Raw genomic sequence first — 25,741 nt, 5'->3', positions numbered from 1 at the left:
AACAGGTCGTCATGCAACTAGCGTCTGAGCATGATCACGACGCCTGGCCTGGCTGGTCCTTTTTCACCGTCGCGCGAATATAGTTCAGGTTCTTGGTCCCGACGGCGCCGATATCGCTGACCTGAAATCCGCTCTCGGTCAACAGCGAGGCGACCGAATGCATATCGACATGACCATGCTTGTGGAGCCTGGGCAATCTGGACTTGCGCACGGGCCTGCCGAAGTCGATGAGTAACAGCCGGCCTGCTGGCTTCAAGACGCGTGCCGCCTCGCGGATGAAGGCCGATCGAACGGGCTTCGACAGGTGATGAAGCATCAGCGTGCCGACGACGATGTCGAATTGCGCGTCCTTGAAGGGAAGCTCCTGCGCCGTCCCGTTGACGAAAGTCAGATCGAGACCGGACCGCTCGGCCTTGGCGCGCGCCCTCTCGATCATTTCGACCGACGCGTCGATGCCTGTGACGCTGCCGTCCGAACCGACCAGCCGCTTCGCGGCAATGGCAAGGGTTCCCGTTCCACAGGCCACATCGAGCATCGCTTCGCCGGGCTGGAGCTTTGCCGGGCGAAGCATGAACTCGCGAAACCGGCCCTCGCGTCCAAAGGTCAGAACGCGCGCAAGCAAGTCATAGGCGGCCGCCCGGTGCAGGACGATGCCAACGCCCCTGTCGCTCGCGCCGTGCGCACCGTTGCCGACCAGCCCCCTGTGACGCAGGCTGCCCCATAGCGCCAATCCCGCGATCACCGCAAGGACGAGGCCGTGGAATGCCGCCGTCCAGGCGCCAGCCTGAACATAGCCCATGCCCAATTTGGCGAGGACGAGGAAGCCGGCGACCAGCGACAGTTTGGCAAGCAGGGCCAACGCTATCACCCTCTTGCGCGAATGCGGTCCGTTACCGGCGTGATGATCAGATGAGTGCATGTCTGGCGACCTTCTGCTTCGTTGCGGCGTGCCCAAACCCGATTTGAGCTCCTGGACTTGGCGTATCATAATGGACACAATGTCTGGAAATGCTGTTGTCGGACACCGGACCGCCGAATGTCCGAAACCGGGCACTGCAGAGGGCCATGGCCATGAAAATCGAACGTGCAGGCGAGCGGAACACGATCGACCGCCGCGTCGCGCGGACGCGCGGCCTGCTGCAGGACGCGTTCATCGCCCTGATCCCGGAGCAGGGATATGCTGCCATCACCGTCGACGACATCTGCCAGAGGGCCAATGTCGGCAGGTCGACCTTCTATACCCACTATGCCGACAAGGATGCTCTGCGCAGCGCGACCATCGAGGCGCATCTGCGGTCGATCGGCCGCAGGCGCGAGGCGGCAAATCAAGAAACAGGTAGCCGCCTGTTCGAGTTCAGCCTGCCCATGTTCGAGCACGCCCATGCATTCCGACCGCTTCACCACGCATTGCTTTCCAGCAGCGGCGATACGATCCACGACGAATTGCGTGAGCGTATCCGGCGAGCCGTCCGGGAAGAACTCGTCGAGAAACGGATCGGCGATCGCGGCATGCCTGCCGAATTCGCCATTCAATTCATCGCCGGCGCATTTCTTGCGGTGCTCGCCTGGTGGGTCGCCACCGACATGAACCTTTCACCGGCACAAGCAGACGACCTGTTCCAGAGGATGGCGGGAAAAGGCATCGGCGCCTGATTAGTCGTCGGCTATCGAGCTTGCAATGATCGAATTCGTTCGCTCCGTGTCGACCGGCGATGTCAAATGGACGAGCTGTTTTCGATTGCCTGCAACCAATATGTAAAGTTTGGTGACCTGATCTCCATTCCGGTCCTCGCTGATTTTTTCGGCGTCCGTCCGGGCGAAGAAGCGTTGCTCGAATGTTGCGCGGTCGACGTCGAACAGTCTGATGGAACAGGTCTGCACGGCCTTGCCGTTCAAGTTGGCTTTGGTCACCGCGATTATGGTTCCGGCAGGTAGATCGTTGCCAGTCACCGCCCACCCCTGAAAGGCATTCACGTCATCGACTGGAGCAAGCGCTGCGTCACCGGATAGCGGTGTCCATCCACGCGTCTTCGCCACAGCGACGGTTCGCTCGAAGTCGGGGCCATGGGCAAGACAGTTTTGGTGAAAAGCTTCTAGCCCCAGATCGACCTTGTCGGCATACACCGGTGTCGATACCAGGCAGACGCCTGCGAGCGCAAAAGCGAAGACGGCTTTCGACATATCAGTTACACCTCGCGCTGGGAGCGAGCACCGGTACGATTAAGATGGAGGCGTTGGCGCGCTGGTCAAGCGGTTGCCAAGGACGTAGCACCTGCAGAATGACGTAGGGCGCGCGCCGCTCATATTGGCTCGGGCATGCTGCGGGCTGCTATAGACCCTCCAGTCGTTCCTCTGGCGGGCGAACCTTGCGAAACATCGCAAGCAGAAGGATGTCGTAGACAATCTTCAAGGCGCCGGCGATGAGCAACGGCCAACCGAAACCGGACATTGCGAGCAGCGAGCCGGCAAGCATCGGGCTGGCGGCTGCCGCGAGGCTGCGCGGGACAGCGGTGACACTCGCGGCTGCGGCCCGCTCACCAGGCGATACCACGGCCATGACGTAGGAGGTGCGGGTCGGCACATCCATCTGCGACAAAGCGCTCCTGATCAGCAGAAGTACGATAACGGGACCGAGGCTCGGCATGAAGGGGATGAGCAAAAGGCAAAGGCTGGATGGCAGGTGCGTGAACACCATCGTGTTCACCAGCCCGATCCGTTTAGAGATTTGCACGGCGACCAGATACGACCCAGCCGAAAGGATACCCGTCAAGAAGAAGATTGCGCCCGTCGCGGCGAGCGATAGGCCGAACCGTTGGAAAAGCCAAAGAGCCAACAACGACTGAACCACGAAACCGCCCGCAAAAGCGTCAAGGCTGAAAAGCGCAGCGAGCGTGAGGACGATGGTTCGAGATTTGCGTAGTGGTTCCGCTGATACGGCACTTGCATCGAGCGGCTCGTCCGGCAGTTTCCGATAAAGGAGCAGCGCTCCTACGCCCAGAAAGGCATAAAGCAGGAAAGCGATCTGGAGAGCTTGCTTGATGTCCAGGTCGACAATCTGGCGGAGTAGGTCGGGGACGCCAGCCGCCAGAGCGCCGACCGCCCCTACAGTGAACCGACAAGGCTGTAGCGTGCAAAGAGCGCGGTGCGGTCGCGGTCAGTGACACTGTGGGCGAGTTGCGCATGCTCCAGCGGCAGAAACACACTGACGTCGCCCGAGGATGGGTTCAACGTTCCCACGAATGCGACAAGGAGCAGCGGCCAGAAATCCTGAACCAACGCGAAGGCGGTCCCGGTGACGACCATCAGGACGGCAGCTGCGATCAGCAGAGAGCGGCGGGAGAAATGGTGTGCGACAAACCCGACGGTCAAGGTGAGCGCCGCTGAACCCGCGAGCGTCGCTGTGGCGACGCTTCCGATCTCAAAAGCGCTGAAGCCAAGTGCTGCCAAATAGGCGGGAAGCAGAAGACTGACGAGTCCGTCGCCGAATGCCCTCAATCCCCTGGACGTCAATAGAAGGACAGCTGCCGGCCTGGCACCGGCAGGCAGCAGCGAAAACCTCTGTTTGACCGCTGGTTCGCGCGAAACATTCGTCGGCGTCTGAGCTGTCAGGGATGCCTCCTGCCGAAGAGTGGTTGCGCCTATGGCACTGCTCAAATCGATCCCGTGGCAACGCCATAAAGCACGCCCAGGACAGAGCATGTCGCGAGCACGGGGATCATGCCGATCTTGAAACGAAACACGGCCAGCAGCGCACCGACTGTCAGCACCAGCGACGGCAGGTTGACGGAGCTGAATACTGGCACGTCCAGCGTCATGCCCAGCCAGTTGACCTCACGCAGTTCGTGGAACAGCACATGAAGCGCAAACCACACTGCCAGGTTCAAGATTACCCCGACCACCGCCGCCGTGATGGCAGACAACGCTGCTGACAAGGCCTTGTTGCTGCGCATCGTTTCCATGAAGGGCGCGCCGAGGAATATCCATAGGAAGCAGGGAACGAAGGTGACCCACGTCGTCAGCAGGCCGCCGAGCGTTCCAGCGACAAGGGGGCTAAGCACTCCCGGTGCCCGGTACGCTCCCATGAAGCCGACGAACTGAGTGACCATGATCAGCGGGCCAGGCGTGGTCTCGGCCATGCCGAGGCCGTCCAGCATTTCTCCTGGCTTCAGCCAGCCGTAGTGCTCGACGCCCTGCTGTGCAACATACGCGAGCACTGCGTAGGCGCCGCCGAAGGTGACCATCGCCATCTTGGAGAAGAAGATGGCGATGTCGGTGAAGACGTTGCCTTGCCCAAGCAGCATCAGAAGTCCAAGGACGGGTACCAACCACAACGCCAGAAAAACTGCCGCGATCTTCAGCGACCAACTGACTGACGGCCGGGCATGCGCAGGCACCCCTTCGCCAAGCGCCGTATCGGCGTCGGCAACCTGCTTGCCGCCGACCTTGCCATGTCCGTTGCCCGACTGGAATGCAGCCGACCCTGCCCGTCCCCCGACATAACCGATCACACCCGCAGCCAGGATGACCAGCGGGAATGGCGCGTGGAAGAAGAACAGAGCGATGAAGGCCGCCGCCGCAAGCCCGATCTTGGCATTGTTCTTGAGCGCCCGTCTGCCGATCCGCAACACCGCTTCGAGCACGATGGCAAGGACCGCCGCCTTCAAGCCGAAGAAGAGGGCCTGAACTGCTCCGACATTGCCCAAGATTGCATAGATCCAGCTGAGCGCCATGATGGCGACCGCGCCTGGCAGTACGAACAGGATTCCGGCGACGAGGCCGCCTCTGGTCTTGTGCATGAGCCAGCCAATGTAGATGGCCAGCTGCTGCGCCTCCGGTCCGGGCAGCAGCGTGCAATAGTTCAGCGCATGCAGGAACCTGGTCTCGCCGATCCAGCGTCTTTCCTCGACGATGATCCGGTGCATCATGGCGATCTGACCGGCCGGACCGCCGAAGCTGAGCGCGGCGACGTGTGCCCAGACCCGTGTGGCCTCAGCAAACGAAATGCCATGACCGGGCGTGTCGTCTGGTCGGTTCGGTGCTGTCACGGTGCTCTCTGCATTGGCCATGGTTAGTTCCTCGGATCACCCGCGCTTCGAGCGGAAATATCGGTAGAGGTTGTCGAACACCGAAGCGCCCTCGGCGATCCGTTGCTCGTCACCCGCGTTTGCCATAGTGATGCCGGCGATCAGGCTGGCGATGCCGGTGGTTTCCTCGCGACCGAACTTGCCGTCCTTGAGATCGATATCGTGTACGACCTCGGCGACGGCCTGCAGTGCCGGATCTGATATGGCAGTACGGGCAAGCAGCACCTCGAAGCTGCAGCGGTCGCCTTCATGGGTGATTTCGCCCTCGAACATGTCGAAGCGCAATTCGCCCTCCTTTGGCACGTATCCCTTGCCCGCCACGAAGCGGATCGTTGCGTCGGCGTCGATGAAGCGACGGATCAGCCAGCTGCAGGCAATGCGGTCGACATGCACGTCCCGGCGCGTGACCCAGGTCCGGCCCTTGAGCTCGCTCGGCTCGTCCGCCTTCATCGGTTCCTTGGTCATGGCCTTGTCCTCTATAAGCTGTGCCTCGAGCTCGGCGATCAGTCCCTCGACAGTGAGGCGACCGCTGGCGCCGAAGAAGTCGATTGTCACAAGGTCGGCAAGCCGCTTGCGCATTCGACCGAGTTGCGCGCGGGCGTCCGCGCGCCGATCCTCGGTCTTGTCGGAGTCGATAGCCGCCGTTAGATCGCGCGCTGCCTTGGCGATGTCCGCATAGTCGGTGTCCCGCGCGGCATCGAACAGCGCCCGAACCTGTGCGTCCGTCAGGCCGTCGATCAGACGCGCTTCACAAACCATCGCCTCACCGCCACCGTCGATAATTTCCTTCAGGAGCCATTCGAAATCCTCCTGCGTCTCTGCATCGGCGGGCAGCGCATAGACTGTGCTTTTGACCGCAACTGCGCCGATACCTTGCAGCCGCCGCCAGATCTTTACCCGGAAATAGGCTGGTTTGGTCGGCAGTTGATGGATCAAGAGCAGCCAGCGCTGCTCGGTCCCAAGTTCCCCTTCGCTCATCAGCAGACCGTATCACTGAGAAAAACAAATGCAACACTTGTATCATATTTTATTCAGGCGTAGCGTTGGCGGTCTCGCAGACTGTCCCGCTGACGCCCGACAGGAGGTGCCGAAATGACAGCCTCGGGTGGGGCTACCCAGTCAGGATCATCCGCGACTCGGACCCTTGGACGCACCGCCGCTACGCTCATGACTGCCGGCATGATTATCGGAACGGGTATTTTCGGTGCCCTTGGTGCGACCGCCGAGCGGGCCGGTTCCGCCCTTCTGCTGGCAATGATCCCAGGCGGGCTGGTATGCTTGGCGACAGGCATCAGCGGTGCGCAACTCGGCGTCAATTTCCCCAGACAAGGCGGTGCGTTCATCTGGGCCCGGGCGTTCCATCTCAACACGGTCGCCTTCCTTGCTGGCTGCTGCTATGTTGGACAGGGGATTGTGGGCACGAGCGTGGTATCGCTCGCCTTCGCTCATTACTCAGCACAACTTGTTCCTGGCCTGCCCGTACATTTGACGGCTGGCTCGGTTGTACTCGTTGTTATGGTACTGAATTCCTTCGGTATCTCCTTCACGAGCAAAGTCATTATTGGCCTGATGCTGGTCATCGTTGCGCTGCTGGGCGTATTCGTCTTTTTCGCGGCTCCGCATGTAGAAGTCGCTCGTTTGGTCCCGACACTGGATAAGGGGCCATTCGCATTTATGGCTGGCGCCGCGATCTTCTTCTGGGCTTGGGATGGCTTCATGCGCACCGCCATTATGGCGGGCGAAATTCGGGATCCCCGAAAGGCCATTCCCTTCTCCATTCTAGGCGGCATTGCGATCGCCGCCGTCGTCTATTACGCCGTGGCCGCTACTACTCTGGGGGTGCTTGGCGCAGAGGAAATGGCCAAAGATGACGTACCTCTCTTCAAAGCAGCTATGCAGGCTATCGGGTCGTGGGGCGGTTGGCTGATCCTAGGGGCCGCATGGACAGCATCGATTAACGAGCTCGTGAGCGATCTGCTCAGCGTCTCGCGTGTGGCGCTCGCGATGGGCGAGGCGCACGAATTGCCGAAGTGGCTCGGCGAGGTCCATCCGCGCTTTAAGGTGCCGCGCCACGCAGTACTTGCCGTCGGGATGCTCGTCTTTGCAGTGGTGCTGGTGTTCGACCTGCGTCAGGTTTTGCCGCTCGCCAGCTTTTACCTGCTGGTTTGGTTTGCCATTACCCACTACGCGGCTCTGCACTTAAGTAAGGAGCAGCGCCTGTTCTCGCCCTTCTTCGCTTGGTTCGGCCTGGCTGGCTGCTTCGTACTGCTCTTTTTCATACCACCCCTTCACCTTATAATTGGAATGGTGACGCTCGCGTTGGCGTTCGGCACTCGATTCATTGTGCGGCGCCAACCGAAATCCGGTTCGGTTAGTGCTCGATGAAACGAGGAGGTCTAACATGCTCAATACCCAAGCTATTGAATCCCTTACCGGACTGAAGGGACAGACCACGGGTGACGTGCTCAAGTTATCGGTCCCGCGCAGTGAAGTGAGAGTGACCCTGGACGGCTTTGAGATCATTCCGTTTATGGGCCTCACCTCCTGGGTCAGTTTTAAACAGGGGGCACATCATGCCACGTTGATGGGCGACATCGTCATGCTCGAAGATGAAATCGAGGACGCGATGGCCGCAGCGATCCAGGCGAACCTGTACGTAACAGCCCTACACAATCATTTCGTCCGCGAGCAGCCGCGCGTGATGTTTATGCATGTCGAGGGTACGGCTGATGAAACTGCGTTGGCGACAGGAGCGCATAGGATTTTTGAAGCGATAAAGATCGTGCGCCAGAAGCATCCTGTCGAACCCGCCATCAAGAAAGTGAATAGTCGCTTGGACGCGCCGCCGCTTGAGGCGATTGTCGAGCACAAGGGCGAGAGCAAGGACGGCGTGCTCAAGTTTGTCCTGGCGCGGCCATCCGTGCCCGTCGTCTGCACACGCTGTGGTGATCTCAATATTGATGCCGCAATGGGCTACAACACGTGGGCAGCCTTTCAGGGCACGGACGAGCGCGCCGCGGTCTGCGGCGACTTTGCGATGCTCGAAAATGAAGTCTCTTCGGTCATCCGTGAACTGCAAGCTGGAGCGATTGGAGTAATCGCGGTGCACAATCACATGTTCTTTGAAGACCCGCGGATCATCTTCTTGCACTACTGGGGCATCGGCAATGCTCAGGCGTTGGCGCAGAGCTTGAGGCGGGCGCTCAACACGCAGCAATAGTCTGTCGCTGTCGCCACAGGAGTCATGCGACCGCCGCGCGCTCGCGATATAATGGCAGCGGAAATGTAGCGAAAGCCAAGAACTTCGGCGCAGCGCGCTCGGGTTGGCGGCGCGACGGCGGTGGGAAGGTCGGCCTGGGTGGCAGTTCCGTCGAAGTTGCCATACTCGTCGATGCTGGCAGGGCCGAACGGCACATCTCTTCGGAACTGCTGTTGGCATCGATCCAGTCGATGTCACGGCGGACCCCAAACACGGATGTGCGGCGGGTCGGCCAAGATCGAAAACCTATCTCCGGATCAGCGGCCAAACGCCGAGCAGGATAACCGCCAGCGCGGCGCCGATGTCCAGAACATGTCCCGTCTTGGCCCGCAAGATTTCGGCGCGCGCCATCAGATCTTCGCCAGGAAAGGCCGGCTTGCTCGGCAGATGATGGATAAGGAGCAGCCAGGGCTGTTCCATTCACTGATAAGCGAACCGTATCACGGGTAAGATAAATGTAACACTTGTATCATTCTTTATCCAGGCGTAGCGTTGGCGGTCTCGCAGCAGTAGGCCGCGCTGAGTGGCGCCAACCAAAAGGGAGACAAGGCCATGAAATGGGTTACCCGCGAACGTCCGGTCATCGACCGTATTGCTTGTCCCTGGCTGATCGCCCGCTTCATCGACAAGGAGCCAGAATTCCTGTTCGTGCCGCCGGATCGGGTGATCCCGGTTGCCCAGGAGACGGGCGCTACACCCTATGACGTGCCCGGTGTCGAGTTCACGCATGTGGGTGACGGCTGCAGTTTCGACACCTTTGTTTCGAAAAATGGGCTCGAGCGCGACCCGGCGATCGTAACCATTGCCGCGATCGTACGCGGCGCCGACACGGACCGGCACGATCTCACGCCACAGTCGGCAGGGTTGCTGGCGATCTCCATGGGTCTGCGGGACCTGACGCCCGACGACCACGAGGTGCTGAAGCACGGCTTCGTCATCTATGACGCGCTCTACGCGTGGGCTTCGGGCCGCAAGGCGGAAACGCATAGCTGGCCACCCGCCATCAAGCCGGCGGCCGCATGACGAATTGGGCAGTGGGGGCAGATCACAAGGAGAAACCCCATGCATGCAAAACTCGTAACCGGAGCAATGCTGATCGCGATGTCGGCGCTGCTCCAACCGGCATCGGCGGCACCCGATTGGGAAGCAATCGCAAAAGCGCTCGGCAAATCCGGAACCGAGACGCCTGGCGGTGTCTACCGGGTGGGCTTGCCTCGAACGGACCTGATGGTATCGCTCGATGGCATATCCCTGAAACCCGGATTTGCGCTTGGAGGCTGGATCGCCTTCGAACCCATGCGAGATCAGGCCATGGTCATGGGCGACATCGTTCTGACGCAGGACGAGGTGAACCCGGTCATGAAGAAGCTTGAAGAAGGTGGGATCGAGATCACTGCGGTGCACAACCACTTGCTGCGCGCGGAGCCGATGACGCTCTACATGCATGTCCTCGGCCAGGGCGATCCCGTCACGCTCGCCACGGCGCTTCATGCCGGATTGGCGCTGAGCAAAACACCGATGGGAGGCGACGCCCAGCCACAAGCCTCCGCGCAGCAGATCGACTTCGACACGGCAAGTGTCGACCAAACCATCGGTTATAAGGGTAAGGCCAATGGTGCGGTCTACCAGTTCACGATCTCGCGCGCTAAGCCGGTCGAGGAAAATGGAATGGAAGTGCCGGCGGCCATGGGCTCGGCAATAGCGATCAACTTCCAATCGACAGGTGGCGGCAAGGCAGCGATCACGGGTGATTTTGTGCTGACCGCAAACGAGGTCAATCCGGTTATCAAAGCCATGCAGGACAACGGCATCGAGATCACGGCGTTGCACAGCCACATGCTCGATGAGCAGCCGCGGCTCTTCTTCATGCATTTCTGGGCGAACGACGATGTGCAGAAGCTGGCGAAAGGACTGCGCGCAGCCCTCGACAAGGTCGCCGTCAAGAAGAGCTAGATTGGGCGTGCCGCGCCCGCGACCAACGGCGGAGTTCGGCCGGGCAATGCCCAATCGCACGCCGGGAGGGAATCAGCCGATGTTGATGCGAAGCCGGATGCCTGACAAAAGACTCAAGAGGCGGGCCGGGTTTTTGCGAACCGATGCGTTCGGAACGATCGAAAGCCCGCTTCATTCTGATCAGATGGACTGGATTAGACTAGGCCTCCTGGCGTTGGCGGGGTTCCTCACCTGGACGCTGAATACCCTCTCGGCCGGAGGCGGAGGTCTATTGCTGATCCCCGCCGTGACTTTCATCACAGGGAGCGCGGCGGTTGCGCCGGTCATCACCTTGACCGAGCTCATCGGGAATCCCATCCGCGCCCTGGCCTTTCGGCGCGACATCGATTGGAGCCTGGTCCGTTGGTACCTGCCCGGCGCCATCGCCGGTGCCGCGGCGGGCTCCTGGCTCTTCGCCAACAGTCGGGCGGAATGGCTCCAGATACTCATAGGAATCTATCTGATCAGTGCAGTCTGGGAATTTCGCGGCGGGGCGCGCCAGCGGAGCTACCGAGCCCGCCGCTGGTGGTTCCTCCCGGCCGGCCTGATCGTCGCCCTGTTGTCGGCGCTGATGGGCACGGTGGGACCCGTCCTGAATTCGCTCTATCTGAACTACGGTTCGGAGAAGGAGACGTTGGTCGCCACGAAATCCGTGAACTCGTTTGTGACCGATGTCGTCAAGGTCGCGGTATTCACCGGACTCGGCGCGCTCGGTGGTCAGGCGGCCATGTACGGCGTAGCCGCGGGTCTGGGCGCCGCGCTTGCCAATCTGCTGGCCAAGCCCTGGCTCGAACGCCTGAGTGGACGACAGTTCCGCGGCCTTGTGGTCGCGCTCATGGCTGTCAGTGGAGCGCTGATGATCTGGAACCAGCACAGCTTCGTTGTGCAGGCCTGGTGCGCGGCCACAGGAATGTCTTAACAATGTCCATGTTGGCTGGAGCCCTTCGCGCGCTGCGCCGTAGCTTGGTTGGCCGGTCCCGCGACGCGCAGAAGCTGGCAGAAGGCCTGCGCACGGCCCTCGACAAGGTCGCCGTCAAACAGAGCTAGGCTTCCCGTCCGCGTGCATCAGACGTGGCTCTTGGGCTGGTTCCTTCGAACCAGCCGGCCCTAACCCGATCAGTTTCGAGAAGCTTCGCCAGGTCAGATGACGCTCAGCGTCACGGCGGCAAGAACAAGATAACGGCCGACCTTGGCGGCAGTGACCAGCAAAAGGAAAACCCGAAAAGGCTCGCGCAGGACGCCCGCCACGACGGTCAGCGGATCACCGACAACCGGCAGCCAACTCAGCAGGAGCGACCATTTTCCATAGCGGCGATACCACACTTGCGCGCGGTCCAGTTGCGCTTGGTTCATCGGAAACCACCGTTGGCTCCGAAAGCGCTCGATGCCTCGCCCGAGCAGCCAGTTGATCACCGATCCAAGCACGTTGCCGACGCTCGCGACTGCGATGAGCAGCCAGGGCGAGTAATCCGCAAGCAGCAGCCCGACCAGCACTGCTTCCGATTGCATCGGCAGAATGGTCGCGGCGAGCAAGGCCGCCAGGAACAGACCAGCATAAGCGGCGAGATCGGTCATTGAACCGCATCACGCGGCACCGGTCTGAGCAAATGTTTCAAGCCACGCAAAGATTCTCCCCCAGGCCTCAGTGGTGATGGCCCTTGGGCTCGACCATCTTGAACGACAGCACCTGTTCGCGATCTTTCGCGGTCAGCACCAGCCTTGCCTGGAACTCATGCGGCTCGGCAGGGGCGACGGTGCTCTCAAGGCGGTGATGGTTGTCGCCGACGGGTTCGAGGCGAAGCGTCTCCGGCCCGTTGGGCCGGTCGATGATCACCGTCGCTGTCAGATCGTCGGCGTGGCGATCGATGGTTAGCCGCATCCGCTCGCCAGCGGGCGTGTCGACGATTTCCAACGTCCCCGCAGCCAGATCGCAGGCGACTTTGAAGGGCTCCGGCGCATGATGGTGAGCATGAGAGGCTCCCGCCCGCTTGGCGGTCGAACCGGCTGAGCTTTCCAGACGGACATTCGCCTCCGCCAACGCCGGCAAGTGGGCGAACAGTTCCTCCTTGAGGGCTTCGCTGATGCCCAGCACGTCTTTGGCCGTCGCCGCGTCCGGAACGCTGATGGCGACGTCGGCATGCAGGCGATGCCCGATCCAGCGCGCCTGCACGCTTTGCATACGTTCAAGGCCGGATACGTGCTCGGCAGCATGATGGATTTCGTCGATGATGCCGGGCTCGACGCCGTCGAGCATGCGCGTCAACACGGCTTTCGAAGATTGCCAGACGATGGCGAAGATCGCCACGGTGATCAATAGTCCGACGATCGGATCGGCAAGTGGAAAACCCAGCCAAACTCCGATGGCGCCCAGCACGACCGCCAGGCTGGTGAAACCGTCGGTGCGGGCATGGTAGCCGTCCGCGATCAGCGCCGCGCTGTTGATCTCGCGGCCGACTCGGATACGGAACACAGCGACGGCTTCGTTGCCTAGGAAACCTATCAGGCCGGCGATGGCGACCCAGCCGAGAAATACGATGGGGCGCGGGTTGATCAGCCTGTCGATCGCCTCGTAGCCGGCGACGATGGCACTGAAGAGGATGATGAGAACGATGACGATCCCGGCCAGATCCTCGACCCGGCCCAGCCCGTAGGTGAACGTCTTGCTCGGTTTGCGGCGGGCCAGCACGAAGGCGATCCACAGCGGAATGGCAGTGGCCGCGTCGCCGACATTGTGGATCGTGTCGGCCAGCAGCGCCACGCTGCCGGAGAGGAACACGACCACGAGCTGAAGTCCTGCGGTGATCGCCAGCACGACGAAGGACCATTTGATGGCCCATATGCCGCGCGTCGTCGTGGCGATCGTCGGATCTATGACACCGTGTGTGTGGCCATGGCCACCATCACCGTGATCATGTCCGTGCCCCCCCATGCCATGCGTCATCGGGCCAAACCCGAACCAATCGCGAACTTTGTCCATCATGGCGCTTCTCACAGGTACTTGGTGATGTCCTTGAACTCGTCGATCGAGCGGCGCTGCTCGCGCGCCAACGGCCCGACAACGTCTTCAAGGCAATGGTTGAGATGATCCTGGATCAGGGTCTTCTTGGCCTGCGAGATGGCCTTCTCGACAGCATGGAGCTGCTGGGCGAGGTCGAGGCAAGGCCGGCCCGCTTCGATCATTTCGATGACGCCCTTGAGATGTCCATCGGCCCGTTTCAGGCGCTTGACGATATCGGGGTGGGTTTCGTGGGTGTGGGGTTGGTCGCTCATATCCTGATACTATCCTCCTGGAGGGGATATGCAAGTCTCAAAGAGGCCTCGATTCTGATGTAGCAAAAACCATTCGTTAGGATTTTAGAGAATAATCGCCGTTCATGCCGAATCGGATCCACAGCACGGTTTTTTGTCTGGTCATCGCTTTAGCGATGATGTTCGGCGTGCTGCGTCCTTTCGGCTATTCGACCTCACACGATCCGATCGCGATTGCCACCGCGGTTGAACGTCACGGCGGAGCCGCCGCACAGATCGAAGATCATGGCCACGCACACGATGATGGCGTTTCGGACGAGCAGAGCCTTGGACATTTTCACGGGCACAATGCGGCAGACCACTCGCACGAGACGGCGAGTACGCCCTCCGACTTCGCACCGACCGTTCCGCAGCTCGAACGGGGCTGGCTGAATTATCCGCTGACTTTCGTCGATCCGGATACGACATTCCGGCTTGAGCGACCGCCGAGACCAATCCTCGCCGCATGATCGCGGCCGCTCGCGCGGCCACCCTCAACGACGAAGATTGGAAATCTTATGCAAGGACCCTTCGACCGGAGCCGGACAGGCTCGCGTCGCACGTGTTGGCGACCCGCCCTGCCCCTGCTTATCGCTCTCATGACCCTGCCGCTCCTGGGCGGGGCTGCCTTCGCCCACGCCGTGGCCGAGGGCGACAAGGGCTATATCCAGGAAATCTCGGGCATCAACGTGCTGCCCTTCATGTATCTCGGCGCCAAGCACATGGTGACCGGATACGACCACATCCTGTTCCTGTTCGGCGTGATCTTCTTCCTCTACCGTATGAAGCATATCGGCATCTATGTCAGCCTGTTTGCGCTCGGCCACTCCACGACCATGCTGCTCGGCGTTTATTTCAACTTCGGCATCAACAGCTACATCATCGACGCCATCATCGGCCTGTCAGTGGTCTACAAGGCGCTCGACAATATGGGCGCTTTCCAGAGATGGCTCGGCTTCCAGCCGAACACCAAGGTCGCGACGCTGGTCTTCGGCTTCTTCCATGGTTTCGGCCTGTCGACGAAGATCATCGAATACAACATCTCTCCTGACGGCCTGGTGCCCAACCTTTTGGCCTTCAATGTCGGTGTCGAGATCGGGCAGCTCTTGGCTCTTGGCGCCATCCTGATCGTCATGGGCTACTGGCGCCGGACACGAAGCTTCTGGCGCCACGCCTATACCGCCAATGTCATCATGATGACGGCTGGTTTCCTGCTGATCGGATATCAGCTCACCGGCCTGTTCGTCGCAGCATAAGGAACCGAAATCATGTACAACACCGATCTTCCCGGCCGCGCCGATTTGCCGACTTCAGCGCAGCTCAAGCGCTCCACCTTAATTGCCGCGCTGACGGCGTTCGCATTGCTCATCACGGTCGTCATGCCGTCCGAGTATGCGATCGACCCGACCGGAGCAGGCAGATTGCTCGGCCTCACCAATATGGGTGAAATCAAGACGCAGCTGGCGGCAGAGGCGGCAACGGACGAAATGGCCAGCGCGAAGGCGACATCCGAGCGGATGACGCAAATGGTCCCTCCAGCCGAGTTGATGGCGCGCATGGACCGAATTGAAAACCTCCTCGTTGCCCTGACCGCCGAACAGCCCGCGTCGCAGCCATCCCCAACTGGGGAGGCCGTTGCCCAAGACAATGTGACAGTTGGAGAGATTGCTCCCGCCGAGGCTCCGGCCATTGCTGCAGCGCCTGTCACCGAAGCAACCTCGGAAGCCCCGATCCGGCCAGATGGAAGGCAAGACGAGCTATCCTTCACGTTGGCGCCAGGCCAGGGTGCCGAAGTCAAGCTCGTGATGCGGCAGGGCGCCAAGGCAAACTTTTCCTGGACAGCTGACGGTGGCGTGGTGAACTTCGAGACGCACGGCGATGGCGGCGGTCAGTCCGTAAGCTACGAAAAGGGTCGCAGCGTTCCAGCTGACGAAGGTGCCATTGAAGCCGCCTTCGATGGAAATCATGGTTGGTTCTGGCGGAATCGCGGTGACAGAGAAGTAACGCTGACCATCACGACAGAAGGGAACTATACCGACATCAAGCGCGTGATCTAGCCGCTGCTCGCTCCCGATATAAGAACGGAAGCCGATCGGTCGGCTTCCGCAACAAGATGCAGCGGATTGATCAGAGATGAGAGCGGGTTGATTGACGCGTCACGGGAAGTGTCGCTGGCAGCCGATTGCCTGCTCAGCATCTGTGAAGGGTCGCTAAAAACCCTTACGGCAAAGGTTCTCCAGATCCACTTTTCCTATTCCTTCGATGCCGAGCGCAGGAAGGATATCATTGTCTGCCTTAAGATCGCGACCATAGGCTGCAGAGAATATCGAAATTCCAGCCTCATGGAGGATCGCTGGGTTTCCGCTGATCTTCCCCAAGAGTACCGTCGGCAGCAGCCCGAAAGGAACGTCCTCCAGAACATAGCGGCTTTCGATAGTTGACGGGCCCAAGCCGCCGCGGCCTTGGCGATCCATCTGCTGGTTCATTTCCGGAACGGTGCCCATAGGAACGTGAAACGACAATGAAAAATGCTCTTCAACTGTGCGCACAGCAATTCCAAAACGAGCGGCGATCGCCAATCGTTCCGCGTCCAGAGCCTCGATAAAGCGGCCGACAGCCGGCGTGACGTTTCCGGCCTGGCTCCACTGCTCTCCCTTTTCCATGCGTGTGAGATTGAGAAGAGCGATCCCGAGATGGTTCTGCGGATTGAGGTTGCTGAGCGCGATAGCAAGCATGCCGTCGCGCTTGACGAAACGATCGCCGAACAGGGTCGTGCAAAGTCGGAACCCTTGGTCCATCGCGTCGAACGGGAGCGTCGCAACATCGAGCTTCTGGCGAACGCTGGTGACATGGACTTCTGTTGATCCGGACTGGCGGCCGGTCACCAGCGTTGTGCCCCAGACGACGATCGGCAGGCGAACCTTGCGTTGCGCCAATTGCCTGGAGAGATACAGCGCTCCGAAGGAACTGTGAGAGCTGATGATTACCGGCGTTCCCTCCCTCAGATAAGGAACGGCAGCATCCATCACTTTCTTGTGCCCGTTAGCCGGCAGCGCGATCATCACAACGTCTGCAGCGGCAATAGCCTCTTTACAATCCTTGGCGATACGCACCGACACCGTTGCCTCGACAGCGCCCGTGGCCTTTAGCAATTCGCCGGCGGCCAGTGCCTTGGTGCGCCCTCCCGACGGCGACCAAAGCATTGGATCATATCCCGCCTCTGCCAGGTAGGCAGCAAGGCCGTAAGCAATTGCGCCGGCCCCCAGAATACTCACGCGCATGGGATTTCTCCTGTTTCATTCGTGATGGATCGCAGCTCCCAGGCCGTTGCTGGCAGGGTGCACACACACCCGAGCCACATAGCAGGACGATTGCCGACGCTCTGGGGCTGGCGAACCGTTCCGACCACATGGCGAATCACCGACACGTCTCAGGCCATATTTTCATTTCCGCCTTGACATATATCAAATCTGCATGAGACGATCTTACTCATACACAACGCGCATGTAGGCGTAAATGGAAACTCGAGATCTCCAGGCCTTCCTTGCTGTTGCTGCCAGCGGCAGCATCACCAAGGCGGCTGACGTGCTCGGACGTTCCCAGCCTTCAGTCACGCGCACCATCCAGGATCTCGAGGCAGAGCTCGGCTTCGAATTGCTGGATCGGGTCGGTCGACGCGTGCAGTTGTCCGAAGAGGGTGTGGCTTTCGAGGAGGAAGCGCGGCGCTTGCTGATGTCCTTCACTGAACTCGCGGCTCGGGCCAAAATGATTGCCGCCGGCCGAGGGCGGATCCTGCAGATTGTCACTACGTCAGCGATCGGCACCGGCTTGATCCCAACGGCCCTGGCTGAGCTCCAAGGTGTGGAGCTTCCGCACGAGACGCATCTGGGGCAGTTTCTTCCCTCGATCGTTGCCCAGGAAGTGCGCAGCGGTCGTGCCGAGATCGGTTTTTCGAGCCTGCCACTCGACACGCCGGGCCTGGATGTCCTGAGGCTCTATTCGGCGCCTGATGTGGCTGCCGTGCGGAAGGACGATCCGCTGGCTGAACTTGATGTGATCCCGCTTTCGGCTTTTGCCGGTCGACGCGTCGCCACGCTGCTCAATCCGCTGCGTTTTCAGTTGCATGTCTCCAAGGCACTGGCGGCCAGGGGCATCGACACCGGTCCAATGATCCGGACCAATACCGCGTACGGCGCGTTGCAGATCGTGCGCCAGACTGGCGCTGCGGCAGTCATCGATCCCCTCACCGCTTATGGCGTTGCCCTGCCCGATGTCGTCATCCGTCCGATCGACGTGACCGTCCTGTTTTATTGGGGCGTTTTGGCTGCCGAAAAGCGCCCGCTTCGTCCAGTCGCCCGGGCTTTGATGGATGCGGTCGAAGCAGTGGCTGAACGGTCAATCGCGGGTTTCACGAAGCTCGATCCGGCCTTGGCCGGCCGGTTGGTGAACGGTTCTGAATCCGGCACAAATCACGGGACTGGAATATGAAGCATACCCCCACACCGCCGGCGGGGCTCGCTGCGCTGGAAGCACAGCTTGCACAGGATCTCGAGTTTCTCGAGCTGCCGGCCAAACCTTGGGTTCCGACGCGCACGGAGAATGGCGTCCCGGTCCGTGACGTCATCGTCATTGGCGCCGGCATGTGCGGACTTGCTGCCACGGCAAAGCTGGTGCTGACCGGGATAACCAATGTCGTGGCCTATGATGCGGCTCCGGCCGGGCTCGAGGGACCGTGGGTAACGTTTGCCCGCATGCAAACGCTCCGGTCCCCGAAAACCCTGCACGGTCCGTCGCTCGGCCTGCCGCAATTGACGTTCCGCGCCTGGTTCACGGCGCAATGGGGCGTTGAGGCCTGGCGGTCGCTGGACAAAATCCCCAAGGGCCAGTGGATGGATTACCTGGTCTGGTACCGCAAGGTTCTTGGCCTGCCGGTGCGCAACAGCGTGCGCATGACCGGACTAGCCCCTGTTGGAGATCTGATTGCGATCAATATCGATGGCGCGGAAACCGGCCGGGTTCTCACCCGTCGTCTCGTTCTGGCCACTGGCCGGTCCGGCCTAGGCGGTTTTGCCGTGCCCGATTTCCTCAAGGGCATCGATCGCGCCTATTGGTCCCATTCTGCCGATGACATCGATTTCGATGCACTGAAAGGCAAGCGTGTGGCGGTCATCGGTGCCGGTGCCTCCTCCATGGACAATGCCGCGACGGCGCTCGAGGCGGGCGCCGGCTCAGTCGACATGTTGATCCGCCGCAAGGAAATGCCGCGCATCAACAAGCTGACCGGCATCGGCAGCCAGGGCGTTGTACACGGCATCTATCACCTGCCCGATGCCTGGAAATGGAAGTTCTTCGACTACACCGCCTCGACCCAGACGCCGCCGCCGCGTTCCTCGACGCTCCGCGTGTCTCGCCACCCCAATGCCCGGTTCTTTCTCGACTGCGGCATAGTCTCGGTAAAGGAAGATGGGGGAAGCCTGCTGGTCGAAACCACGCAAGGACCAATGCGCTACGATTTCCTGATCGCGGCAACCGGCTTTTCAAACGACTTCAGCGACCGCCCGGAATTTGCAGCGCTCGCCCTTCATATCCGCACCTGGTCCGATGGCCGATATACGCCAGACATGGGGCCGCCGCGTGCAGGCATGTCGGAGGGGCCGGATCTCGGCCCCGCCTTCGAGTTTCGCGAACGCGTCGCGGGTTCGTGCCCGATGCTGGCGCATATCCACTGCTTCAACGATGCCGCCATGCTGACCCACGGCAAGGTCTCCGGCGATATCCCGGCCGTCAGTGCCGGGGCTGATCGTCTGGTCCGCGGCATTGCCGCGTCGCTGTTTGCCGAAGATGTCGAAACCCACTTCGCCAATCTGATCGCTTACGACACCCCGGAACTTCTGGGCGACGAATGGGTCGATTCAACACCCTTGCTGCAAAAGGAGGCCGCGCAGTGATCGACGCAATGGACAAGGCCGCCGGTATTTCGCCAGCCGATGCTCTTTTCGCCGCACGGCGGTTTCGGCCTGAATTCGTGCAAGGGGCGGAGGAATGTCGCCTCTCCGTCCTACAGCCAGCAAACGATCAGGGGCTGGCGCCGAATTTGAGGGTTGCTCTGGCCAGTCGCATGGCCGCTCTGAATGCCGATCCGGTCCTGATGGCCGAATATGATGTGCAACTGGCCCAACTTGGTCCGACAGAGCAGCTCGGGGCATTGGCTCGGGGCGAAACGGATCTCGAGGAGCCATTGGCGAGCATCGCCCGTCATGTCGACCTGATCACGCTGACGCCGAAAAAGGCGCAGGCGAGCCACATCGCCCTGCTCGCCCAGGCCGGATTGAGCAATCCTCAGATCGTCGCGCTGTCCGAACTGATTGCCTTCGTCAACTTCCAGACACGGGTAGCGACCGGCTTGCGATTGATGAGGTCGTCATGATTTCCTCGGTGCGCCTGAAGCCGCTGAACTGGCAGCCATACATCGCGCCAGTCGAGCTATCCGAAGCCACGCCGGAACAACTCGATGCGATGAAGGTTACGCCCTCCGCCAAGAAAGTTTCGGAATATGTACGGACCCTTGTCCATGATCCGGAAAGCTATCTTGCCCGCACCATCTTGTTCAACGCGATCATGTACGTCGAGGGCGGGCTCGCCCGTCCCGATCGCGAACTTGGCGCGTTGGGCGCATCAATGGTCAATGGCTGCAAATTCTGTGCCGTTGTTCACGCCCGCCGACATGCGGAGTTGACCAAGAGCGACGATGTGGTCACCGCGCTGTACCTCGACAAACCCGAAAAGCTTGGGCCGCGCGATGCGGCAATCTACAGCTTTGCCCGCCGCCTGTCGGCGGCGCCGTCGGAAGCGACGGCAGACGATATCGCCGCGCTGCGATCAGTTGGCATGGATGACCGCGAGATCATCGACTTGATCCACGCCATATCGATCTTCGGCTGGGCAAACCGGCTGATGCACGTTCTCGGCCATGCGGAGAGCGTGTGATGATGTCGCATGCGGTCAAGGCACTCCGTCCCACACTCTGAAGGGCACCAATCAGAATGCTTGAACTCAAAGATATAAAGCTGTCCTACGGAAGCACGCAGGTCCTGAACGGCGTCAATCTCTCGGTAAAGCGAGGTGACGTTGTGTCAATCATCGGCCCAAGCGGCACCGGCAAGACCACCCTGCTGAAATGCATCAACTACCTGGTTAAGCCTGCATCTGGAACCATCGCGTTCGACCAGATTCGGATGGACTATCAGCGCGCCGACAAGGCAGCCATCCAGGCGATCCGGCTCCGGACAGCGATGGTCTTTCAGCAATTCAACGTCTTCAAGAACATGACCGTCCTCCAGAACGTGATGGATCCGCTGGTCGTAGTGCAGCGCAAGTCCACGGACGAGGCGCGTGAAATCGCGCTGCGAGAGCTCGAAAGGGTCGGCCTCTCAGCGAAGCGGGACAGCTATCCGTCCCAGCTCTCAGGTGGCCAGCTCCAGCGTACAGGCATCGCACGTGCGCTGGCGGTTCGGCCGGATGTGATGCTCTTCGACGAACCGACATCATCGCTGGATCCTGAACTCGTCGGTGAAGTCCTGAAGGTGATCAAGGACGTCACGTCGTCCGGCATCACCTCGCTGCTTGTGACGCACGAGATGCAATTCGCAAAGAACATCTCGAACCGGATCGTCTTCATGGATCGTGGCGTGGTTGCCGCCGACGGCAGTCCGGCTGAGATCTTCGATGCGCCTTCCAGCCCGCGACTTGCTCAATTCCTGCAGTCTGAACTCGCTTTTCAATAATCCAACAAGAAGGGAACCCAAGAAATGTCTGCAATCAAATCCAGTTTTTCGCGTCGTCATGCCCTGGCCGTCGCCGGCGGCATCGCAATTGCCCTTGCGACAGCAGGGATCAGTTATGGTCAGACCGTTCGGACAATCAAGATCGCGACCTCTGCCGAATCCAAGCCATTGGCTTGGGGCGCGCTCGGCGTCGAGCCGCAAGGGTATGAACCCGATCTGCTGAGGGCGATCAACGCAAAGCTGCCGCAATACAAGTTCGAAATGGAAGGTGTCTCCGACATCGCGCAGGAAACCGGCCTGGCCACAGGCAAATACGACATCGCGGTCGGCGGTTACTACAAGTCACCCGAGCGCGCCAAGCAGTTCTTCATTCCGGAAAACCCCATGGGCGCCAGCCTGATGAAGATCTACAGCAAGAAAGGCAGCGGCATCAAAGAAATGAAGGACCTGGTCGGCAAGAGGATCGTTCCGACCACGGCCGGCGGCGGAACCTACAAGTTCATTATGAACTGGCAAAAAGAAAATCCGCAATACAAGCTTGACGTCACGGCGTCGAGCGCCGGTATTCCGTACCCGAACCGACTGGACGAAGTTCAGAACGGCAAGTTCGACGCGCTGGTCCTGCCTTCGAACCTGGGTGAGCAGACCGTCATTGAGGAAAAGAAGCTCGACATCGTGGCGTCCGAACCAGTCTTCAGCAACAACACCTATATGCTTATTCACAGGTCAGATGAAAACAAGGTTCTGGTCGATGACGTGAACAAAGTTCTCAAGGAGTTGAAAGACGACGGCACAATCGAAAAGCTATCGCAGAAGTGGTTTGGCGAAGGCATCGTCAAGTATATGAAATGATGTGATCTGAGTAGATATCGTCAGCGGCAAGGCTGAATTGTAAGAAGGAGCGTTTCAAAGTGGATGTTTCTGCTATGATTCCCGAGTTGCTCTCGGCATTGCCGCTGACGCTCGCTATCACGTTTACCGCCATGTTGGTCGGCTTTTGCTTGGCGCTCGTTGCGACAACATTGCGGATTCGCAGGATACCAGTGGTCAGCCACCTCACCGACCTCTACGTGTCCTATGCCCGCAGCGTTCCCGTCGTCCTCCAGTTGTTCGTCGCGTTCTACGGGCTCCCCCTATTGGTGGCCCTGTTCGGCTCCGCAGATTTCTTCTCGCCGACGATCGCTGCGATGGTCGGACTGAGCTTTTACCATGGCGGCTATCTGTCGGAAGTCCTTCGGCCCGCATACCTGGCCGTCGATCGCGGCCAGCATGATGCGGCCGACAGTCTAGGATATACCTTTCGCCAGAAGATCACCCGCATCGTGGGCCCGCAAGCGGTGCACTTCGCATTGCCCGGCTATGGAAATTCCATCATCTACCTGATCCATAACGTTGCGCTGGTCATGTACATCGGGGCGGCCGACGTGATGGCGACCGCGCACTTGATCATGGAGCGCGACTATAACCAGTACCAGTTCGAAACATACCTCGTCCTGGCCGTCATCTATGCGCTGATGTGCCTGATTGCCTGGTTTATCGTGCACTTGTTCGAGCTTCGCTCGCCGATGCAGGCGCCTGAGGCCACGACAACAGCTCAGATCAAGAACGCGGCCATCGCCAGCGTCTGACCTAAAGGGTATTAAACCATGTTCGATACCGAAATTTTGCTCCAGGACACCCAGGAAATTCTGGGCGCCGTACCTGTAACGCTTGGAATGGCGCTGACGATTTTCGTCTTGTCGACGCTAGTCGGCAGCATTTTTGCACTCGTCGAATACAGACGAGTCCCGGTGCTGCGAGAGCTCATCATGGCTTACAAGATCGTCTTCAAGGGCGTTCCGATGGTCATCGTGATTTTCCTCGCCTATTTCGGTCTGCCCCCGGCATTCCAGTTCCTGCTCTCGTTGCTCGGAATCAACTTCAACGCCCACGAAACACCCAACTCGGTTATCCTTATTATTGCGGTGACAGGCTGTATCGCTGCGTTCCAATCGGAGATTATCAAAGGAGCCCTGAACGCCTTTGACACCGGTCAGTCAGACGCCGCCCATTCCCTTGGCTATACGAACGGCCAATTGTTCCGACGGATTCTGTTTCCCCAGGTGGCTCTCACGGCAATTCCCGACCTGACAACCTCGATGATGGTCATCATGAAGGCGCTTTCTCTCGGATTCGCCATCGAGGTTGTCGATATCTTCGCCCAGTCCCAGCTGACCGCCGCGCTGAACTACTACTACCTCGAAGCCTTCGTGATTGCCGTCGTGATCTACATGGTGATTGCCTATATCGTCACCCAGATTGCCGACAGGCTGGAGCAAGCCCTTAGGGTGCGGACCTGAGCGAAGCGTCGTCAGGACCCGCGCATCAAATCCGGAGGAGCTCAAGGCTCAGTTGAGGCCTGCAAACACCTGATGGGCGAACGCTCTGCCAGACCTGCGGGCTCTTGTAAAAAACCGACACCTCACCCTGGTGAGCCACGGCCGAAGGCTTGGCGACGATGAAGGCGAAGCGCCCTACAGCGGGCGCCGCCTCATCGCAGATTGGTCAGATCCACTGGACGATTGTTGATGATCGCTTCCATGGAAAAGAAGCCTGTCACCGTAGCCAGGTCGAAGTTCGTGATCAGTTTCTGGTAGAATGCATCGTAGCCGGACATGCCTTGTGTCACGACCTTGATCAGGTAGTCCCAATCCCCTCCGATCCGATAGAAATCGATCACCTCCGGCAACCGTTCGACATGGGCACGGAACGCCTCACTCCACTCCTTGGAATGGTGGCGGGTGCGAACCATTACGAAAACCGTCAGGTCGAGCCCCAGCGCTCGCAGATCGATATTACTGTGCGACCCGCGGATAAGACCTAGCGACTGCAGGCGCTGGATCCGCCGCCAGCACGCATTCTGGGACAAGCCGACCCTCTCCGCCAAATCTCGCTGCGAAAGGCTTGCATCGATCTGCATGGCTGTCAAAATCTTCATATCAAATGCATCAATTTTCGCCCGATCTTCGATCATTTGACACGTCACTAGCAAAAAATTGCAGGAAATAGGTGAATTTTCCGACCGTGGAGCAGGTTACAATCTAAGTCAATATCCGAGCCGGGGAGACTGACCATGCAAGCAGCTCGCCCAACGACGAGGCAGACCGAGACCCCTCTGTCAAAGTTCCGCCAGGGGCTGAAGAAAAAGGCTGACGTGACCGCCGACCTCCGGGATGCGCTTGTGGGATCGACGGCGAAAATCGTGGGTCCCTACGGGCCAAAGGACCTGGTGTACGCCGACTATGTCGCGTCAGGCCGCGCACTCCGTCAGATCGAGCGCTTTGTCCTTGAGGAGGTCCTGCCGTACTACGCCAACAGCCACACGGAAGCCTCGTATTGCGGAGGCTTCATGACCCGCATGCGTCGGGAAGCGCGCGCCCTGATCGGTCAATTCTGCGGGGCCACCGAACGGCATGCTGTGATCTTCACCGGCTCCGGCGCTACGTCGGGGATCAACCGCCTCGTCAAGCTATTCAGCGTCGCTGAAGCCGTGGCAGCGGGCAAGCGCCCTCGGATCATTATCGGTCCCTATGAGCATCATTCCAACATTCTGCCCTGGCGCGAGAGCGGGGCAGAAATCGTGGAAATCGCTGAGCATCCGTCTGGCGGGCCGGACCTGTCTCAGCTCAAGGACGCTGTTGGCGGGGGGTCGTCAGATCTGACGATATGCTCGATGTCCGCGGCCTCGAACGTCACGGGCATCACCAGCGATGTCGCGGCCATCACCGCGATCGCGAAGGCCGCTGGCGCAAAGATGATCTGGGACTATGCCGGGGCGGGTCCTTACCTGCCGATTTCCATGTCGCCCGCCCCTGATGCCCAGATCGACGCGATAGTTGTTTCGCCCCACAAGTTCCTCGGGGGTCCCGGCGCCTCCGGCATCTTGATCGTTCGACGCGACGGACCTTCGACGAAAACGCCGTCGTGGCCAGGTGGCGGGACGGTGAAGTTTGTCTCCCCCAAGACACACGATTACAGCGACAGTCTGGAATCCCGCGAGGAAGCCGGCACGCCGAACGTGATCGGCGACATACGAGCCGCGCTGGCCTTCATCGTCAAAGACGCGATCGGACTCGACGCGATGACAGCGCGCAATCGCGAGCTGGCGCGTCGTGCTTTTCGCGCATGGAAAGCCCTGCCGCGGCTGGAGCTCCTCGGTCTATCGGATCCTGAGCGGCTTCCGATCTTTTCCTTCCGGGTCAAAAACGGAAAGGACGGCTACGTCCACCAGCAGCTGATCACGCGCATGCTAAGCGACCGGTTCGGGATCCAGGCGCGCGGTGGCTGCGCCTGCG

The 25,741-nt window shown here is 60.1% G+C and carries 30 protein-coding genes; 18 read left to right on the top strand and 12 right to left on the bottom strand.

Translation table 11 applies throughout. The annotated features are described in order from the left end of the window. Nucleotides 1–34 precede the first annotated feature (34 nt). Nucleotides 35–919, bottom strand: a complete 885-nt coding sequence (locus tag NKI54_RS00150; protein ID WP_352690287.1) for a class I SAM-dependent methyltransferase — start codon at nucleotides 917–919, stop codon at nucleotides 35–37. Between the two features lie 146 nt (nucleotides 920–1,065). On the opposite strand from NKI54_RS00150, the gene NKI54_RS00145 reads away from it, so the two are divergent. Next, nucleotides 1,066–1,653 carry a TetR/AcrR family transcriptional regulator gene (locus NKI54_RS00145; protein ID WP_352633897.1) on the top strand — a complete coding sequence of 196 codons (588 nt, stop codon included), beginning with the start codon at nucleotides 1,066–1,068 and terminating at the stop codon, nucleotides 1,651–1,653. Here NKI54_RS00145 and NKI54_RS00140 read toward each other — a convergent pair whose 3' ends face one another. The 5 genes from NKI54_RS00140 to NKI54_RS00120 all read right to left on the bottom strand — a co-directional run bounded on the left by NKI54_RS00140 (nucleotide 1,654) and on the right by NKI54_RS00120 (nucleotide 6,062). Further along, the gene (locus tag NKI54_RS00140) at nucleotides 1,654–2,181 is read right to left on the bottom strand and encodes a hypothetical protein (protein ID WP_352633899.1); all 528 of its coding nucleotides are present in this window, start codon (nucleotides 2,179–2,181) and stop codon (nucleotides 1,654–1,656) included. It lies immediately after the preceding gene. Between the two features lie 148 nt (nucleotides 2,182–2,329). Further along, nucleotides 2,330–2,965, bottom strand: a complete 636-nt coding sequence (locus NKI54_RS00135; RefSeq protein ID WP_352690684.1) for an MFS transporter — start codon at nucleotides 2,963–2,965, stop codon at nucleotides 2,330–2,332. A gap of 137 nt (nucleotides 2,966–3,102) precedes the next feature. Next, the gene (locus tag NKI54_RS00130) at nucleotides 3,103–3,495 is read right to left on the bottom strand and encodes an MFS transporter (protein ID WP_352633901.1); all 393 of its coding nucleotides are present in this window, start codon (nucleotides 3,493–3,495) and stop codon (nucleotides 3,103–3,105) included. A 155-nt stretch (nucleotides 3,496–3,650) separates the two neighbouring features. Next, nucleotides 3,651–5,066 carry a chromate efflux transporter gene (gene chrA, locus NKI54_RS00125; protein WP_352633903.1) on the bottom strand — a complete coding sequence of 472 codons (1,416 nt, stop codon included), beginning with the start codon at nucleotides 5,064–5,066 and terminating at the stop codon, nucleotides 3,651–3,653. A gap of 15 nt (nucleotides 5,067–5,081) precedes the next feature. Then, nucleotides 5,082–6,062, bottom strand: a complete 981-nt coding sequence (locus tag NKI54_RS00120) for a chromate resistance protein ChrB domain-containing protein (RefSeq protein ID WP_352633905.1) — start codon at nucleotides 6,060–6,062, stop codon at nucleotides 5,082–5,084. Nucleotides 6,063–6,176: 114 nt separating this feature from the next. Between NKI54_RS00120 and NKI54_RS00115 the strand changes: the two genes are divergently transcribed. Then, a complete protein-coding gene (locus NKI54_RS00115; RefSeq protein WP_352633907.1) occupies nucleotides 6,177–7,469 on the top strand; it encodes an APC family permease in 1,293 nt (430 codons plus the stop codon). Nucleotides 7,470–7,485: 16 nt separating this feature from the next. Further along, nucleotides 7,486–8,304 carry a DUF1259 domain-containing protein gene (locus NKI54_RS00110; RefSeq protein ID WP_352633909.1) on the top strand — a complete coding sequence of 273 codons (819 nt, stop codon included), beginning with the start codon at nucleotides 7,486–7,488 and terminating at the stop codon, nucleotides 8,302–8,304. 285 nt (nucleotides 8,305–8,589) lie between these two features. Here NKI54_RS00110 and NKI54_RS00105 read toward each other — a convergent pair whose 3' ends face one another. Beyond that, on the bottom strand, nucleotides 8,590–8,763 hold the full coding sequence (locus NKI54_RS00105) for a hypothetical protein (RefSeq protein WP_352633911.1): 174 nt from the start codon (nucleotides 8,761–8,763) through the stop codon (nucleotides 8,590–8,592). A 132-nt stretch (nucleotides 8,764–8,895) separates the two neighbouring features. Between NKI54_RS00105 and NKI54_RS00100 the strand changes: the two genes are divergently transcribed. The 3 genes from NKI54_RS00100 to NKI54_RS00090 are packed head-to-tail and all read left to right on the top strand — an operon-like array spanning nucleotide 8,896 to nucleotide 11,254. Continuing rightward, nucleotides 8,896–9,366 carry a chromate resistance protein ChrB domain-containing protein gene (locus NKI54_RS00100; RefSeq protein WP_352633913.1) on the top strand — a complete coding sequence of 157 codons (471 nt, stop codon included), beginning with the start codon at nucleotides 8,896–8,898 and terminating at the stop codon, nucleotides 9,364–9,366. A gap of 39 nt (nucleotides 9,367–9,405) precedes the next feature. After that, on the top strand, nucleotides 9,406–10,296 hold the full coding sequence (locus NKI54_RS00095) for a DUF1259 domain-containing protein (protein ID WP_352633915.1): 891 nt from the start codon (nucleotides 9,406–9,408) through the stop codon (nucleotides 10,294–10,296). Between the two features lie 7 nt (nucleotides 10,297–10,303). Next, the gene (locus NKI54_RS00090) at nucleotides 10,304–11,254 is read left to right on the top strand and encodes a sulfite exporter TauE/SafE family protein (RefSeq protein WP_352634321.1); all 951 of its coding nucleotides are present in this window, start codon (nucleotides 10,304–10,306) and stop codon (nucleotides 11,252–11,254) included. Between the two features lie 221 nt (nucleotides 11,255–11,475). Here NKI54_RS00090 and NKI54_RS00085 read toward each other — a convergent pair whose 3' ends face one another. The 3 genes from NKI54_RS00085 to NKI54_RS00075 all read right to left on the bottom strand — a co-directional run bounded on the left by NKI54_RS00085 (nucleotide 11,476) and on the right by NKI54_RS00075 (nucleotide 13,605). Next, nucleotides 11,476–11,910, bottom strand: coding sequence for a YqaA family protein (locus NKI54_RS00085; protein ID WP_352633917.1), 435 nt, complete (start codon nucleotides 11,908–11,910; stop codon nucleotides 11,476–11,478). A 67-nt stretch (nucleotides 11,911–11,977) separates the two neighbouring features. Continuing rightward, nucleotides 11,978–13,315 carry a cation diffusion facilitator family transporter gene (locus NKI54_RS00080; protein WP_352690276.1) on the bottom strand — a complete coding sequence of 446 codons (1,338 nt, stop codon included), beginning with the start codon at nucleotides 13,313–13,315 and terminating at the stop codon, nucleotides 11,978–11,980. An 8-nt stretch (nucleotides 13,316–13,323) separates the two neighbouring features. Further along, complete coding sequence (locus NKI54_RS00075; RefSeq protein ID WP_352503510.1) at nucleotides 13,324–13,605, bottom strand: metal-sensing transcriptional repressor; 282 nt, start codon at nucleotides 13,603–13,605, stop codon at nucleotides 13,324–13,326. Nucleotides 13,606–13,709: 104 nt separating this feature from the next. On the opposite strand from NKI54_RS00075, the gene NKI54_RS00070 reads away from it, so the two are divergent. The 3 genes from NKI54_RS00070 to NKI54_RS00060 all read left to right on the top strand — a co-directional run bounded on the left by NKI54_RS00070 (nucleotide 13,710) and on the right by NKI54_RS00060 (nucleotide 15,680). Beyond that, nucleotides 13,710–14,093, top strand: a complete 384-nt coding sequence (locus NKI54_RS00070) for a hypothetical protein (protein WP_352633921.1) — start codon at nucleotides 13,710–13,712, stop codon at nucleotides 14,091–14,093. A gap of 129 nt (nucleotides 14,094–14,222) precedes the next feature. After that, entirely contained in the window at nucleotides 14,223–14,879 is a 657-nt protein-coding gene (locus NKI54_RS00065) for a HupE/UreJ family protein (protein ID WP_352690272.1), read from the top strand. A gap of 12 nt (nucleotides 14,880–14,891) precedes the next feature. Continuing rightward, nucleotides 14,892–15,680: a hypothetical protein gene (locus NKI54_RS00060; RefSeq protein WP_352633925.1), complete on the top strand. Its 789-nt coding sequence runs from the start codon at nucleotides 14,892–14,894 to the stop codon at nucleotides 15,678–15,680. 153 nt (nucleotides 15,681–15,833) lie between these two features. Here the strand turns inward: NKI54_RS00060 and NKI54_RS00055 are convergent, their stop codons facing one another. Beyond that, a complete protein-coding gene (locus NKI54_RS00055; RefSeq protein WP_352633927.1) occupies nucleotides 15,834–16,904 on the bottom strand; it encodes an NAD/NADP octopine/nopaline dehydrogenase family protein in 1,071 nt (356 codons plus the stop codon). Nucleotides 16,905–17,139: 235 nt separating this feature from the next. On the opposite strand from NKI54_RS00055, the gene NKI54_RS00050 reads away from it, so the two are divergent. From NKI54_RS00050 to NKI54_RS00015, 8 genes are read left to right on the top strand one after another with little or no spacing between them, the layout of a single operon-like run. After that, nucleotides 17,140–18,111, top strand: a complete 972-nt coding sequence (locus tag NKI54_RS00050) for a LysR family transcriptional regulator (protein ID WP_352633929.1) — start codon at nucleotides 17,140–17,142, stop codon at nucleotides 18,109–18,111. After that, nucleotides 18,108–19,571, top strand: coding sequence for an NAD(P)-binding domain-containing protein (locus NKI54_RS00045; protein ID WP_352633931.1), 1,464 nt, complete (start codon nucleotides 18,108–18,110; stop codon nucleotides 19,569–19,571). Before NKI54_RS00050 ends, NKI54_RS00045 begins: the two co-directional genes overlap by 4 nt. Before the next feature lie 8 nt (nucleotides 19,572–19,579). After that, nucleotides 19,580–20,050, top strand: coding sequence for a CMD domain-containing protein (locus NKI54_RS00040; protein ID WP_352633933.1), 471 nt, complete (start codon nucleotides 19,580–19,582; stop codon nucleotides 20,048–20,050). Further along, the gene (locus tag NKI54_RS00035) at nucleotides 20,047–20,610 is read left to right on the top strand and encodes a peroxidase-related enzyme (RefSeq protein WP_352633935.1); all 564 of its coding nucleotides are present in this window, start codon (nucleotides 20,047–20,049) and stop codon (nucleotides 20,608–20,610) included. The genes NKI54_RS00040 and NKI54_RS00035 overlap by 4 nt, the downstream gene beginning before the upstream one ends. 56 nt (nucleotides 20,611–20,666) lie before the next feature. Then, complete coding sequence (locus NKI54_RS00030) at nucleotides 20,667–21,407, top strand: amino acid ABC transporter ATP-binding protein (RefSeq protein ID WP_352454991.1); 741 nt, start codon at nucleotides 20,667–20,669, stop codon at nucleotides 21,405–21,407. 24 nt (nucleotides 21,408–21,431) lie between these two features. Then, a complete protein-coding gene (locus tag NKI54_RS00025) occupies nucleotides 21,432–22,259 on the top strand; it encodes a transporter substrate-binding domain-containing protein (RefSeq protein ID WP_352633937.1) in 828 nt (275 codons plus the stop codon). Between the two features lie 59 nt (nucleotides 22,260–22,318). Next, nucleotides 22,319–23,035, top strand: a complete 717-nt coding sequence (locus tag NKI54_RS00020) for an amino acid ABC transporter permease (RefSeq protein WP_031194726.1) — start codon at nucleotides 22,319–22,321, stop codon at nucleotides 23,033–23,035. A gap of 18 nt (nucleotides 23,036–23,053) precedes the next feature. Next, nucleotides 23,054–23,746 carry an amino acid ABC transporter permease gene (locus NKI54_RS00015; RefSeq protein ID WP_352452053.1) on the top strand — a complete coding sequence of 231 codons (693 nt, stop codon included), beginning with the start codon at nucleotides 23,054–23,056 and terminating at the stop codon, nucleotides 23,744–23,746. A gap of 191 nt (nucleotides 23,747–23,937) precedes the next feature. On the opposite strand, the gene NKI54_RS00010 is transcribed toward NKI54_RS00015, so the two are convergent. Then, nucleotides 23,938–24,420, bottom strand: a complete 483-nt coding sequence (locus NKI54_RS00010) for an Lrp/AsnC family transcriptional regulator (protein ID WP_023721564.1) — start codon at nucleotides 24,418–24,420, stop codon at nucleotides 23,938–23,940. A gap of 99 nt (nucleotides 24,421–24,519) precedes the next feature. On the opposite strand from NKI54_RS00010, the gene NKI54_RS00005 reads away from it, so the two are divergent. Then, nucleotides 24,520–25,741 (top strand): aminotransferase class V-fold PLP-dependent enzyme (locus tag NKI54_RS00005; protein WP_352690262.1); only part of this gene is annotated, 1,222 nt, incomplete at its 3' end.

Origin of the sequence: Mesorhizobium sp. M0663, assembly GCF_040320585.1 — a bacterium.
Classification (GTDB): Bacteria; Pseudomonadota; Alphaproteobacteria; order Rhizobiales; family Rhizobiaceae; genus Mesorhizobium.
This window is presented reverse-complemented; position numbering and strand designations above follow the sequence as displayed.